Genomic DNA, 12,885 nt, shown 5'->3' on the forward strand with positions numbered 1-12,885 from the left:
GAAAGGACGCCTCTCGCATGGCTTTTGACTACGATCCCTACTCGTTTCTGCCTGAGCTGCCCACCTTCACGCTCACCTCGCAGTCGTTCCGAGACGGCGAGACCTGGGAAAACGATCAGGTCAGCGGGATCATGGGCGCCGGCGGTGACGACGTGTCGCCCCAGCTGAGCTGGTCCGGCTTCCCGGAGGAGACCCGCAGCTTCGCGGTCACCGTCTACGACCCCGACGCGCCGACGGGTTCGGGATTCTGGCACTGGGCGGTGTTCAACCTGCCCGCCACGGTCACCGACCTGCCCGCCGGTGTCGGCGACGGCAGCAGCCAGGGTTTCCCCGGCGACGCGGTCACTTTGTCCAATGACGCCGGGCTCAAGCGCTTCATCGGTGCCGCCCCGCCGCCCGGACACGGACCCCACCGCTACATCGTCGCCGTGCACGCCGTCGACGTCGAGAAGCTCGATGTGCCCGAGGACGCCACGCCCGCCTATCTGGGCTTCAACCTGTTCAGCCATGCGATCGCTCGCGCGCTGATCACCGGCACCTACGAGAACAAGGGCTAAACCGTCCCTGAGTCCGCCCCAGAGCCGACGGCCTCGCTGAGGCTGCTGAAACCGTTGCGGTGCAAGCGTTCTGCGACCCCGCGGTTGACCGATGCAGCCCACGAGCCGCCGCCGTAGACGAAGCCGGTGTAACCCTGCAGCAGCGAGGCGCCCGCGGTGATGCGCTCCCACGCATCGTCGGCGGTCTCGATCCCGCCGACGCTGATCAACACCAGGGACTCGCCGACCCGCCGGTGCAGCCGCCGCAGAATCTCCAGAGAGCGGCGCGCCACCGGCGGTCCGGACACCCCGCCCGCGCCGAGCTCCGCGACGCCGGGCGTGCGCAGGCCGTCGCGCGAGATCGTCGTGTTCGTGGCGACGATTCCGGCCAGGCCGCAGGCCACGGCCAGATCGGCGACGGCATCGACGTCGTCGTCGGCGAGGTCCGGCGCGATCTTGACCAGCACCGGTGTCGACGTGGCGGCGACGACGGCGGTCAGGATCGGGCGCAGCGACTCGACCGACTGCAGGTCCCGCAGCCCGGGTGTGTTCGGTGAGCTGACGTTGACGACGAGGTAGCTGCCCAGCGGCCCGAGCAGCCGCGCGCAGTCCGCGTAGTCGTCGACCGCCGCGTCCGGCGGTGTCGTCTTGTTCTTGCCGATGTTGATCCCGATGGGCACCTGCGGGGTGGCCCGCGCCAGGGTGCGCACCAGCGCCGACGCCCCCTGGTTGTTGAAACCCATGCGGTTGAGCAGCGCCCGATCCTCGGGTAGCCGGAACAGTCGCGGCGCCGGGTTGCCCGGCTGCGGTCGCGGCGTCACGGTACCGAGCTCGGCGTGGCCGAATCCCAGCGCGCCCCACGTGTTCGCGCCCAGCCCGTCCTTGTCGAATCCGGCGGCCAGCCCGAGCGGCGCGGGGAAGCGCACCCCGAACACCGTGCTGGCGAGTGCGGGATCGTAGTCGGAGTACTTGCGCGCCAACATGTGTCGAGTGGCGCGAGGGGTGGTGGCGGCCCGGAGTGCGGCGAAGACGACGTGGTGGATCCGCTCGGGCGGAACCAGGAACATCGCGCGGCGCAGCGCTGCGTACATCACAGGGCCGGCTGATCGGGATTCTGCGTGGCGTCGCCACGTTTCTTGCGGCGCAGCAGCACCCGTCTGCTGCCGTCGGTGTAGAGCCGCACCCGGGTCAGCTCCCACCCGCGGTACTCCGCCTCGATCGACAGCCGCACCGACGCGCTCACCCTGGTCACATCGGGCGGCAGCCGCAACGGAATCCATTCGTACTCACCGGAATCCTCCGCGACGGCCTGACGCCACGTCGCCGGCATCCTGCCGCGTGAACCGGTACTCATGAGGTCGCCCGGGGGATCACCTGGACACCACCGCCCGTGCCGGACACCACGTACAGGGTGTCCGACGCATCGTCGAAAGCCAGCGTGTTCGGTTGCTGCACGGTTCGATATCGCACCTTCTCGACAGGAATCCCGGTCGCCAGATCGTATCCAACGACCGTGTTGGTCGCCGTCTGGGCAACCCACGCGAGTCCCACTTTCTTCCCGCCCGACGCGGTCAGTCCGTAGGGCGAGTCCGGCACCGGATAGCGCTGCCGCAACATCAGCGGGTCGACCCCGTAGACGAGCAGCTCGCCGCCCCGGGTGTCGGCGACCAGGACCCGACCGTTGGGGTCGGCGACCATCGTGGTGGCGCCGTCGCCGGCGCGCAGGGCCAGGTCGGCGCTGGTTCCCTCGGCGTTGAGACTGGTCACCGAGGTCTGCCCGCGGTCGAGCACCACCGCGGTGTCACCCTGGGTGACGATGCCGTCCACCCGGGCGAAGATCTTCAGCGACGCGGCGACCGTGTTGTCGGCGGCCAGTGTGTACACCGTCCCGCCGGCATCGCCGAGCACCATCCGGCCGTCGCCGCGCCGAGCGATCGCGGTGAACTCAGCGTCCTCGCGGCCGCTCACCGCGACGCGGGACAGCGCCCGCGCCGCCACATCCAGCACGGCGTAACCCCCGCGCACTGCCACCGCCACCCGCCCGGGTCCGTCGGCGGTCATCGCGGTGGCCCCACCGGGGAGCGGAACCGGGGTCTGCGCGCCGTTCGGGTCGATGATCGTCACCGTTGCGCGGTCCGGACGGTCGGTGCTCAGCACGACCAGCGCCCGAGTGGCCGGGTCGACGACGGCGGCAAATGCGCCGATAGGGGACGGCCGCACGGTGCCCGCGGGGGCTGCGGTCACGGTGGGCGAGTCGGCGGCGGTGGCCGGTGAGATGGTCGGCGGGGGCGCCTCCGCCTTGTCGGAAGAACATGCGGCGACCAGCAAGATTGCCAGCGTCACCAGTGCGTGACGAAACGGCTGGGAAAGACTGTTTGAACGGCGCTGCAAGGGGTAGCTCTCCGTGGTGCGTCCAGATCTTGATCGAACAGCCAGTGTAGGCGCCGAAAAATTCGGGTCCGGAAAGGACTTTCGGCCCTATCTGCACGGTGCGAACGGCTCGGCGAGCGTATGGTACAGACCATGACGCTGGCCATGGATCGCGATGCGAGCCTTGACGGCTTCGTGCTCGAGGACATCATCACCGGGGTGCACGCCAGTGGCTACGGCCAGGTGGGCGATGGGCGCACCTTCTCGTTCCACCTCGAGCGCCTGTGGCTGGTCGTCGAGGTGTACCGGCCGCGGTTGCGCGGTTTGGTCCCGTCGAACGACGACATCGTCGCGATGGCCACCCGCAAGCTCACCGACATCGATCTGACGGATGAGCGGAGCATGACCGCGGCGGTGCGCGACGCCGTCGCCGGAGCGCGCCCGGTGGCGCGGAACGGACGCTGAGCCCGCTCCACGGTACGGTCTTCGACGTGACTGACGTCCCCGCCATGTCGTGGCTTCAGGTCGTTGTCCTCTCGGTCCTGCAGGGCCTGACGGAATTCCTGCCGGTCTCCTCGTCTGGGCATCTGGCCATCGCGTCCCGGGTCTTCTTCGACGACGACGCCGGCGCCTCGTTCACCGCGGTGAGCCAGCTCGGGACCGAGGCGGCGGTGCTGCTGTACTTCGCCAAGGACATCGGCCGCATCCTGAAGGCCTGGTTCAACGGCCTCTTCGTCGCCGCGCATCGCAGCGCTGACTACTGGCTCGGCTGGTGGGTGATCATCGGCACGCTGCCGATCGGCATCATCGGCCTGCTGTTTAAGGACCAGATCCGCACCGGGGCACGCAACCTCTGGCTGGTCGCCACCGCGCTGATCGTCTTCTCCGTCGTGATCGCCGCGGCGGAGTACTACGGCCGGCAGACCCGGCGGGTGGAACAGCTCACCTGGCGCGACAGCGTGATCGTCGGCCTGGCGCAGTGCCTCGCGTTGGTGCCGGGTGTCTCGCGCTCCGGTGCGACGATCAGCGCCGGCCTGTTCCTCGGAATGGACCGCGAACTCGCCGCGCGCTTCGGCTTCCTGCTCGCCATCCCCGCGGTGTTCGCCTCCGGGCTGTTCTCGCTGCCCGATGCGTTCGAGCCGGTGAGCGAGGGGATGAGCGCCACCGGCCCGCAGCTGCTGGTCTCCGTCCTGATCGCGTTCGTGGTCGGATTCGCCGCGGTGGCCTGGTTCCTGCGATTCCTGGTCCGCCACAGCATGTACTGGTTCGTGGGCTACCGCGTGGTGCTGGGCACGGTCGTGCTGATCCTGCTCGGTACCGGGGTGGTGGCAGCGACATGACCGTTCTGCTGCTGCGGCACGGTCGATCGACGTCGAACACCGCCCACACGCTCGCAGGCCGGTCCGACGGCGTGGATCTCGACGATCGTGGCCGGGAACAGGCGCAGGCGCTGGTCGAGCGGCTCGGCGAGCTCCCCATCCGCGCGATCGTGCGCTCGCCGCTGCTGAGGTGCGAGCGCACCGTCGAGCCGCTGGCGGCCGCGTTGGGCCTCGAGCCGGTCGTCGACGAGCGGATCGTCGAGGTCGACTACGGCTCCTGGACGGGGCGCGCGATCGGCGAATTGGTCAAGGAGCCGTTGTGGGCGGTCGTGCAGCAGCAGCCCAGTGCGGCGGTCTTCCCCGACGGGGAGGGTCTGGCGGCAGTGCAGGCGCGCTCGGTGGCCGCGATCCGGGAACACGATCGCCGGCTGGCCACCGAGCACGGCGCCGACGTTCTGTGGGTGGCCTGCACGCACGGTGACGTCATCAAGTCGGTGCTGGCCGACGCACTGGGCACGCACCTGGACAGCTTTCAGCGGATCAACGCCGACCCCGCGTCGGTCAGCGTCGTCCGGTACACGGCGATCCGGCCGTTCGTGATCCACGTCAACCACACGGGCCCGGCGTTGAACTCCGCACTGACGGCGCCGCCGGCATCGGAAAAAACCGACGGGGACAAGCCCGAGGTGCCCGCCGGTGACGCCGTGGTCGGCGGTTCCGCCGGATGAGCTACGCACGGCATTTTGGACGACGGTATTTTGGGCAGAGTCATGTCCCGTGAAATCCACGTCTTCCGCACCCCCGACCGCTTCGTGGCCGGGACCGTCGGCGAACCCGGAAATCGGACGTTCTACCTGCAGGCGGTGCACGACACCCGTGTGGTCTCGGTGATGCTGGAAAAGCAGCAGGTGGCCGTGCTGGCCGAGCGGATCGCGGCGCTGCTGCTGGAGATCAATCGCCGCTTCGGCACCCCGATCCCGCCGGACACCGGTGAGGTCGACGACCTGAGCCCGCTGGTGACGCCGGTGGATGCCGAGTTCCGGGTCGGCACGATGGGGTTGGGCTGGGATTCGGAGGCCCAGACGGTCGTCGTGGAGTTGCTCGCGGTCTCCGACACGGAGTTCGACGCGTCGGTGGTCCTCGACGACGCGGAGGACGGACCCGACGCGGTGCGGGTCTTCCTGACCCCCGAATCGGCCCGCCAGTTCGCGACCCGGTCGAACCGCGTCATCTCGGCGGGCAGGCCCCCGTGCCCGCTGTGTGACGAACCACTGGACCCCGAAGGCCACATCTGCGTCCGCACCAACGGCTACCGGCGCGGCGCGCTGGCCGGGTCCGACGATGACGACGACCTCTGAGGTCCTCGAGCGTGGTGAACTGAGTGTCCTCGGCCGCATCCGCTCCGCGAGTAACGCGACGTTCCTGTGCGAGGCGACGCTGGCCGAAGACGTGGTGCACTGTGTCTACAAGCCGGTGCGCGGTGAGGCTCCGCTCTGGGACTTCCCCGACGGAACCCTGGCCGGCCGCGAGGCGTCTTCGTATCTGATCTCCGAAGCGTTGGGCTGGAACCTGGTGCCGCACACCATCGTTCGCGACGGTCCCGCCGGCCCCGGCATGGTGCAGCGGTGGGTGGATCAGCCGGAGGACGGTGACGGGGACGCCGAGGCCGCGGAGCCGAGCGGTCCCGACCTCATCGACCTCGTCCCCGCGGGCAAGGTGCCGCCGGGATTCCTGCCCATCCTGCAGGCCTACGACTACGCCGGCGACGAGGTCACCCTGGTGCACGCCGACGACGACCGGCTGCGCCGCCTCGCGGTTTTCGACGTGCTGATCAACAACGCCGACCGCAAGGGCGGGCACGTCCTGAGCGGCGTCGACGGCCGGGTGTACGGCGTCGACCACGGCGTGACACTGCACACCGAGGACAAGCTGCGCACCGTGCTGTGGGGATGGGCGGGCAAGCCGGTCGACGATCAGACGCTGGCCGACATCGAGGCGCTCGGCGAGGCCCTGCGCGGCGATCTGGGTGCCGAGCTGTGCTGCCACATCACCCCGCGGGAGGTTGCCGCGCTGCGCGCCAGAGTGGTTGCGCTGCTGCGAAACCCGGTGATGCCGACACCGGACCGGCGCCGCCCGATCCCGTGGCCGGCGTTCTGATGCGGTCTACTGATCCGGCGGAGCCGACCGACGCAGCACTGGCCGCGACCGTGGCCGCCGAGGCCGGTGAGCTGCTGCTGTCGATGCGCACCCAATACGGGTTCTACGACCCCTATGAACTCGGCGACGCCGGTGACAGGCGAGCCAACACGCTGATCCTGGATCGATTGCGCCGCGCCCGACCCGGCGATGCGGTGCTCTCCGAAGAGGCCGCCGACGACGTCTCCCGCGTCCACGCCGACCGGGTGTGGATCGTCGACCCCGTGGACGGCACGCACGAGTACTCGATGCCGGGCCGGGCGGACTGGGCCGTCCACATCGCGCTGTGGCAGCGCACTTCTGACGGAGATGGGGCGATCACCGATGCCGCGGTCGCCCTCCCCGCGCGTGGCGAGGTGTACCGCACGGACACCGTCACCGCGCCGCCGCCCCGCGCCGACGGACCGATCCGGATCACCGCCAGCGCCAGCCGGCCGCCGGCAGTGCTGTGGCGCATGCGCGACGACCTCGACATCCAGCTCGTCCGGATCGGCTCGGCCGGCGCCAAGGCGATGGCCGTGGTCCGCGGCGACGTCGACGCCTACATCCACGCCGGCGGGCAGTGGGAGTGGGACTCGGCCGCGCCTGCCGGCGTGCTGTGGGCCGCCGGGCTGCACGCCACCCGTATCGACGGCTCGCCGCTGATCTACAACCGCCGCGACCCGTATCTGCCCGACCTTCTGATGTGCCGACCCGAGGTGGCCGGGCCCCTGCTCGAGGTCATTCATTCGACGCGCCGGCTCTAGAGCGGTGACGAACCGGGGAATGAAACGGCCGGCGACGTTGTCGCACACCCTGATGTCTAGAGTCGATGCCATGCAATCGTGGTCGGCGCCGAGTGTTCCGGTGCTCGCAGGTCGGGGTCCGCAGCTGCGGCTCTACGACAGCGCCGACCGTCAGGTGCGGCCGGTCAGCGCCGGTGACACGGCGACGATGTACGTGTGCGGGATCACCCCGTACGACGCCACGCATCTGGGCCATGCGGCCACGTATCTGACATTCGACCTGGTGTACCGCGTCTGGCTCGATGCCGGCCACGACGTGCACTACGTGCAGAACATCACCGACGTGGACGATCCGCTGTTCGAACGCGCGGAGCGGGACGGCATCGGCTGGCGTGAGCTCGCCGACCGCGAAATCGACCTGTTCCGTGAGGACATGGCCGCGCTGCGCGTGGTGCCGCCCCGCGAGTACGTGGCCGCCACCGAAGCCGTCGACGAGGTGGTCGAGGTCACCGAGAAGCTGCTGGCCTCGGGTGCGGCCTACGTGGTCGACGATGCGCAGTACCCCGACGTCTACTTCCGGGCCGACGCCACGGTGCAGTTCGGCTACGAGTCGGGATACGACCGCGACACCATGCTGACGCTGTTCGCCGAGCGCGGCGGCGATCCCGACCGGCAGGGTAAGGCCGATCCGCTCGACGCCCTGCTCTGGCGGGCGCAGCGGCCGGGCGAGCCCAGCTGGCCGGCGCCGTTCGGGCCGGGCCGGCCGGGCTGGCACGTCGAGTGTGCCGCGATCGCGCTGAGCCGCATCGGCACCGGGCTGGACATCCAGGGCGGGGGGAGCGATCTGATCTTCCCGCACCACGAGTTCTCCGCCGCCCACGCCGAATGTGTCACGGGGGAGCGACGATTCGCCCGCCACTACGTGCACGCCGGGATGATCGGCTGGGACGGTCACAAGATGAGCAAGAGCCGCGGCAACCTGGTGCTGGTGTCCCAGCTGCGCCGCGACGGGGTCGACCCTGCCGCCATCCGGCTCGGCCTGTTCGCGGGCCACTACCGCGAAGACCGGTACTGGAGTCCCGCGGTCCTGGAGGAGGCGCAGCAGCGCCTGCACCGGTGGCGCAGCGCGACCGCGCTCGCCGGCGCGCCGGACGCCGCCGATGTCGTCGCTCGTGTCCGGCAGTACCTCGCCGATGATCTGGACACCCCCAAAGCCCTTGGTGCTCTTGATGGTTGGGCAACCGACGCGCTGTCCTACGGTGGTCACGATGCGACGGCGGGCGGCACGGTCGCGACGGCGATCGACGCCCTGCTGGGCATCTCCCTGTGACATCCGCTGTTCTCTGACACGCGTGGAGTAGGTTGCCGCCATGGGATCGGTGGCAGGTAAGACGGCGTTCATCACGGGTGGGGCACGGGGCATCGGCGCGGAAGTGGCGCGCCGGCTGCATGCCAGAGGTGCGAACGTGGTTCTCACCGATCTCGACGAAGGTCCGCTGACCGCGTTGGCCGCAGAGCTGGGCGGCGCACGCGTGCACACCGAGATCGCCGATGTCCGCAGCCTGCCCGCGATGGAGGCCGCCGCCGCCGCGGCGATCGAGAAGTTCGGCGGCATCGACATCGCGCTGGCCAACGCGGGCATCTCCGCCTACGGGTCGGTGCTGCAGGTCGATCCCGAGGCCTTCCGCACGCTGATGGATGTCAACGTGACCGGCGTCTTCTACACGGTGCGCGCGACGCTGCCCGCGGTGTTGGAACGGCGCGGCTACGTGCTGATCGTGTCGTCGCTCGCCGCCTATGCGGCGGCGCCCGGGCTGGCGCCCTACAACGCGTCGAAGGCCGCCGTCGAGCACTTCGCCAACGCGCTGCGCCTCGAGGTGGCCCACCGCGGCGTCGATGTCGGGTCTGCGCACATGTCGTGGATCGACACCCCGCTGGTGCAGGACGCCAAGAAGGACCTCTCGACCTTCGGGGAGATGCTGAGCAAGCTGCCGTATCCGCTCAGCACGACGACGTCGGTCGAAGCGTGCGGAAAGGCGTTCGTCGCCGGTATCGAGGGACGCAGACGCCAGGTGAACTGTCCCGGCTGGGTCGGGGCGATCCGAATGCTCAAACCGCTGCTGTCGACTCCGCTCGGTGAGCAACCCGTCCGCAGGTTCGTCCCCGGCCTGCTGCCGCGGATGGATGCCCAGGTCGCGGCGCTCGGCCGGTCGATGAGCGCCCGCACCGAAGAACTGGAGACCCAGCCGAAATGAAGATCAAGGCCCTGTTCACGATGCTCGCGATGATTCTGGTCGCCGGGTGCAGCGGAACCGCGAGCGACCAGCCGCAGTCGTCGTCGTCCTCGGCCGCGTCGACCCCGGCACCGGTGACCCCGGAGGAAGCCCGCGCTATCGCCAAGGAGGCCTACATCTACGGCTTCCCGATCGTCGACAACTACCGGGTGCAGTACACCTACTTCGTCGACAAGCAGAACCCCCAGTACAAGGGTGGCTGGAACGAGCTGCACAGCACCGCCCAGGTGTTCACCCCCGCCGACACCACGATCCAGACCCCCAACTCCGACACGCCGTACTCGGCTGCGGGTGCCGACCTGCGTACCGAACCGCTCGTGCTGACCGTCCCGCCCATACAGCAGGACAGGTACTACTCGCTGCAGTTCGTCGACGGCTACACCTACAACTTCGCCTACATCGGCAGCCGCACCACCGGAAACGGCGGCGGGAAATTCCTGCTGGTCGGGCCGGACTGGAAGGGTGAGAAGCCCGCCGGGATCGACGAGGTGATCCGCTCGGACACCGAGCTCGCCATGGTGCTCTACCGGACGCAGCTGTTCGGGCCGTCCGACATCGACGAGGTCAAGAAGATCCAGGTCGGCTACCAGGTGGCGCCGCTGTCGGTCTTTTTGAACCAGCCCTCGCCCGCACCCGCGCCGCCGATCGATTTCGTGCCGCCGCTGACCCCCGACCAGCAGCGCACGTCACCGCAGTTTTTCGAGATCCTGAACTTCGCGCTGCGGTTCGCGCCGACGCTGCCCGAGGAGAAGGAGCTGCGAGAACGCTTCGCCCGCATCGGCGTCGGCCCCGACGGCGACTTCGACGCGGACAAGCTGGCCCCGGAGATGCGCAGCGCGATCGAGAGCGGCATGGCCGACGCCTGGGCCGAGCTCGACGCGTTGAAGAAGAACGACATCGACACCGGCAAGGTCGGCTCGGCGCAGTTCTTCGGCAGCCGCCAGGATCTCAAAGGCGACTACCTCTACCGGATGGCCGGCGCGGTGTTCGGCATCTACGGCAACACCGCCGCCGAGGCGCTGTATCCGATTTTCACCAACGACTCGACCGGCGCGCCGCTCAACGGCACCAACAACTACACGTTCCACTTCCCGAAGGGCCAGCTGCCGCCGGTCAACGCGTTCTGGTCACTGACCATGTACGAGCAGCCGCAGAGCCTGCTGGTGGCCAACCCGATCAACCGCTACCTGATCAATTCGCCGATGCTGCCGAGCCTGGTCCCCGACCCCGACGGCGGCTACACCTTCTATGTGCAGAACGGTTCCCCCGGACTGGACCGCGAGTCGAACTGGCTGCCCGCGCCGAAGGGGCCGTTCTCGCTGGTGCTGCGCTTGTACTGGCCCAAGCCCGACGCCCTCAACGGCACGTGGAAGCCGCCCCAGCCGGTGAAGGTCTAACCTGGCGGCGGTGAAGCAGGCCGATCTGGTCCTCTCCGGCGGCGGGGTCAAGGGCATCGCGCTCGCCGGCGCGGTGGCGGCACTGGTCGAGGCGAATTACACCCCGCAGCGAGTGTCGGGCACGTCGGCCGGCGCGCTGGTCGGCTCCCTGGTGGCCGCGGCCGCCCAGCGCGGCGACCTGTCCTCGGCCCTGCTGGCCGACCTCGCCGTCAGCATCGACTATCGGCGGTTTCTGGACCCCGGCCCGATCGAACGCATCCCGGTGCTGGGTCCGGTGGCCGGCGTGCTCAGCGGCGACGGAATCTATCGTGGCGACGCCCTGCACCGCTGGATCGGTGAGCAGCTGGCCCGCTACGGCGTCGAGACGTTCGCCGATCTGGCGATCGACGATCCCGAGCTGCCACCCGAACGGCGCTATCGACTGGTGGTCACCGTCGCCGATGTCACGCGGGGCCTGCTCGTGCGCCTGCCCTGGGACTACCGGCGCGTCTACGGCCTCGACCCGGACCGACAGTCGGTCGCCGATGCGGTACGTGCCTCGACGGCCATCCCGTTCTTCTTCCGGCCCGCGACCGTGACCGCAGCCGACGGGCGTGAGTCGACGCTCGTCGACGGTGGGCTGCTGTCGAACTTCCCGATCGACTCGCTCGACCGCACCGACGGCGCGCCGCCGCGATGGCCGACGTTCGGGGTGACGCTGCTACCCACGCTGCCCGCGGACAACGAGCAGGTCATCCCGGCGCTGCGGCCGGTGCACCTGTTCGGCGGGCCGACCCTGCTCGAACGGGTGGTCACCACGACCCTGGTCGGTCGCGACCAGGCTTATCTGGATCAGCCGTGGGTCAGCGCCCGCACGATCCGCATCGACACGGCCGACATCGGTGTGCTGGATTTCGGGCTGTCGACCCAGCAGAAGTCGGCACTCTACGACGACGGTGCACGGGCCGGCCGGGGCTTCCTGACCACATGGAACTGGTCGGAGTACCTGGCGCGGTTCCGCTGAGCCGCTAGCGCCCTCGTCTGCGCAGATAGCGCTCGAACTCAGCGGCCAGGGCGTCACCGTCGATCTTGCCCAGCGCCTCGTTCATGTCGACCTCTGCGTCGCCGCGCTCCTCGAGGGACTGCACGTATTCGGCGATCTCGTCGTCCTCGGCGGTCATCTCGCTGACCGCCTGCTCCCATTCCTCGGCCTGCGCGGGCAGGTCGGCCAACGGGACCTCGATGTCGAGGACGTCCTCGACGCGGCGCAGCAATGCCACGGTCGCTTTCGGGTTGGGCGGCTGCGACACGTAATGCGGCACCGCGGCCCAGAACGTCACCGCAGGGATTCCGGCCTGCACACAGGCGTCCTGGAACACGCCGGCGATCCCGGTCGGCCCCTCGTAGCGGGTCTCCTCGAGGCCGAACGTCTTCGCCGAGTCGGAGGAGTAGGCCGCACCCGACACCGGGACCGGGCGGGTGTGCGGGGTGTCGGCGAGCAGCGCGCCCAAGATCACGACGGTCTGCACGTTGAGCTTGTCGGCGATCGCCAGCAGTTCCGCGCAGAAGGTGCGCCACCGCATGTTCGGTTCCACACCGTGCATCAGCACGATGTCGCGATCCGCACCCGGCGGCCGGCAGTGCGAGATCCGCATCGACGGCCACACCAGCTCGCGGGTCACGCCGTCGACCTGGCGGATCACCGGCCGGTTGACCTGGTAGTCGTAGTAGGACTCATCGTCGATCTCGACGATGGTGTCCGCCTCCCAGATCGCGTCGAGATGCTCGACAGCATCGCTGGCCGCGTCACCCGCGTCGTTCCAGCCCTCGAAGGCAGCGACGACGATCGTGTCGCGCAGGTCGGGCAGGTCAGGTCGCTTGGGACCGCCGAAATCCGGGTGGGTCACCAATCCAGCCTAAGCCCTCCGGGGGTCAGATGACGGGCATCGACCCGCCCCCCGACGCCTGCTCGTGGGCCGACGAGGAAATAGGCTCGTCGGCACACGGGTTGATCCCCTGCAGGCCACCGCCCACAGGCGTCCAGAAGTCAGTTGAACGACGACGTAGAC

At 69.4% G+C, this 12,885-nt stretch carries 15 protein-coding genes; 11 read left to right on the forward strand and 4 right to left on the reverse strand.

Annotated elements, in window-relative coordinates; all coding sequences use genetic code 11:
• Positions 1 to 17: 17 nt before the first annotated feature.
• A complete protein-coding gene (locus tag DMB80_RS13150) occupies positions 18 to 557 on the forward strand; it encodes a YbhB/YbcL family Raf kinase inhibitor-like protein (protein ID WP_111510256.1) in 540 nt (179 codons plus the stop codon).
• Here the strand turns inward: DMB80_RS13150 and DMB80_RS13155 are convergent.
• The 3 genes from DMB80_RS13155 to DMB80_RS13165 are packed head-to-tail and all read right to left on the reverse strand — an operon-like array spanning position 554 to position 2,879.
• Positions 554 to 1,627 carry a quinone-dependent dihydroorotate dehydrogenase gene (locus DMB80_RS13155; RefSeq protein WP_111510257.1) on the reverse strand — a complete coding sequence of 358 codons (1,074 nt, stop codon included), beginning with the start codon at positions 1,625 to 1,627 and terminating at the stop codon, positions 554 to 556. The two genes, DMB80_RS13150 and DMB80_RS13155, sit on opposite strands and share 4 nt — an antisense overlap.
• A complete protein-coding gene (locus DMB80_RS13160) occupies positions 1,627 to 1,890 on the reverse strand; it encodes a DUF5703 family protein (RefSeq protein ID WP_046363262.1) in 264 nt (87 codons plus the stop codon). The genes DMB80_RS13155 and DMB80_RS13160 overlap by 1 nt, the downstream gene beginning before the upstream one ends.
• On the reverse strand, positions 1,887 to 2,879 hold the full coding sequence (locus DMB80_RS13165) for a YncE family protein (RefSeq protein WP_420812178.1): 993 nt from the start codon (positions 2,877 to 2,879) through the stop codon (positions 1,887 to 1,889). The genes DMB80_RS13160 and DMB80_RS13165 overlap by 4 nt, the downstream gene beginning before the upstream one ends.
• A 180-nt stretch (positions 2,880 to 3,059) precedes the next feature.
• Here DMB80_RS13165 and DMB80_RS13170 point away from each other — a divergent pair, with 180 nt between their 5' ends.
• The 10 genes from DMB80_RS13170 to DMB80_RS13215 all read left to right on the forward strand — a co-directional run bounded on the left by DMB80_RS13170 (position 3,060) and on the right by DMB80_RS13215 (position 11,840).
• Positions 3,060 to 3,371: a hypothetical protein gene (locus tag DMB80_RS13170; protein ID WP_046363275.1), complete on the forward strand. Its 312-nt coding sequence runs from the start codon at positions 3,060 to 3,062 to the stop codon at positions 3,369 to 3,371.
• Positions 3,372 to 3,415: 44 nt separating this feature from the next.
• On the forward strand, positions 3,416 to 4,246 hold the full coding sequence (locus DMB80_RS13175; protein ID WP_048422659.1) for an undecaprenyl-diphosphate phosphatase: 831 nt from the start codon (positions 3,416 to 3,418) through the stop codon (positions 4,244 to 4,246).
• Positions 4,243 to 4,953 (forward strand): histidine phosphatase family protein, encoded by a 711-nt coding sequence (locus DMB80_RS13180; RefSeq protein ID WP_111510259.1) that lies wholly within the window; start codon positions 4,243 to 4,245, stop codon positions 4,951 to 4,953. Before DMB80_RS13175 ends, DMB80_RS13180 begins: the two co-directional genes overlap by 4 nt.
• 42 nt (positions 4,954 to 4,995) lie before the next feature.
• Positions 4,996 to 5,583, forward strand: coding sequence for a DUF3090 domain-containing protein (locus DMB80_RS13185; RefSeq protein WP_111510260.1), 588 nt, complete (start codon positions 4,996 to 4,998; stop codon positions 5,581 to 5,583).
• A complete protein-coding gene (locus DMB80_RS13190; protein ID WP_111510261.1) occupies positions 5,567 to 6,382 on the forward strand; it encodes an SCO1664 family protein in 816 nt (271 codons plus the stop codon). The genes DMB80_RS13185 and DMB80_RS13190 overlap by 17 nt, the downstream gene beginning before the upstream one ends.
• Positions 6,382 to 7,167, forward strand: a complete 786-nt coding sequence (locus DMB80_RS13195) for a 3'(2'),5'-bisphosphate nucleotidase CysQ (RefSeq protein WP_111510316.1) — start codon at positions 6,382 to 6,384, stop codon at positions 7,165 to 7,167. Before DMB80_RS13190 ends, DMB80_RS13195 begins: the two co-directional genes overlap by 1 nt.
• A 70-nt stretch (positions 7,168 to 7,237) precedes the next feature.
• Positions 7,238 to 8,476 carry a cysteine--1-D-myo-inosityl 2-amino-2-deoxy-alpha-D-glucopyranoside ligase gene (gene mshC / locus DMB80_RS13200; RefSeq protein ID WP_111510262.1) on the forward strand — a complete coding sequence of 413 codons (1,239 nt, stop codon included), beginning with the start codon at positions 7,238 to 7,240 and terminating at the stop codon, positions 8,474 to 8,476.
• A 40-nt stretch (positions 8,477 to 8,516) separates the two neighbouring features.
• A complete protein-coding gene (locus DMB80_RS13205; RefSeq protein WP_111510263.1) occupies positions 8,517 to 9,401 on the forward strand; it encodes an SDR family oxidoreductase in 885 nt (294 codons plus the stop codon).
• Positions 9,398 to 10,837, forward strand: coding sequence for a DUF1254 domain-containing protein (locus DMB80_RS13210; RefSeq protein WP_111510264.1), 1,440 nt, complete (start codon positions 9,398 to 9,400; stop codon positions 10,835 to 10,837). Before DMB80_RS13205 ends, DMB80_RS13210 begins: the two co-directional genes overlap by 4 nt.
• Before the next feature lie 10 nt (positions 10,838 to 10,847).
• Positions 10,848 to 11,840, forward strand: coding sequence for a patatin-like phospholipase family protein (locus DMB80_RS13215; protein WP_111510265.1), 993 nt, complete (start codon positions 10,848 to 10,850; stop codon positions 11,838 to 11,840).
• A gap of 4 nt (positions 11,841 to 11,844) precedes the next feature.
• Here the strand turns inward: DMB80_RS13215 and DMB80_RS13220 are convergent, their stop codons facing one another.
• The gene (locus tag DMB80_RS13220; RefSeq protein WP_046363272.1) at positions 11,845 to 12,723 is read right to left on the reverse strand and encodes a PAC2 family protein; all 879 of its coding nucleotides are present in this window, start codon (positions 12,721 to 12,723) and stop codon (positions 11,845 to 11,847) included.
• Positions 12,724 to 12,885: the final 162 nt, after the last annotated feature.

Source organism: Mycobacterium kyogaense, assembly GCF_003254575.1.
Classification (GTDB): Bacteria; Actinomycetota; Actinomycetes; order Mycobacteriales; family Mycobacteriaceae; genus Mycobacterium; species Mycobacterium kyogaense.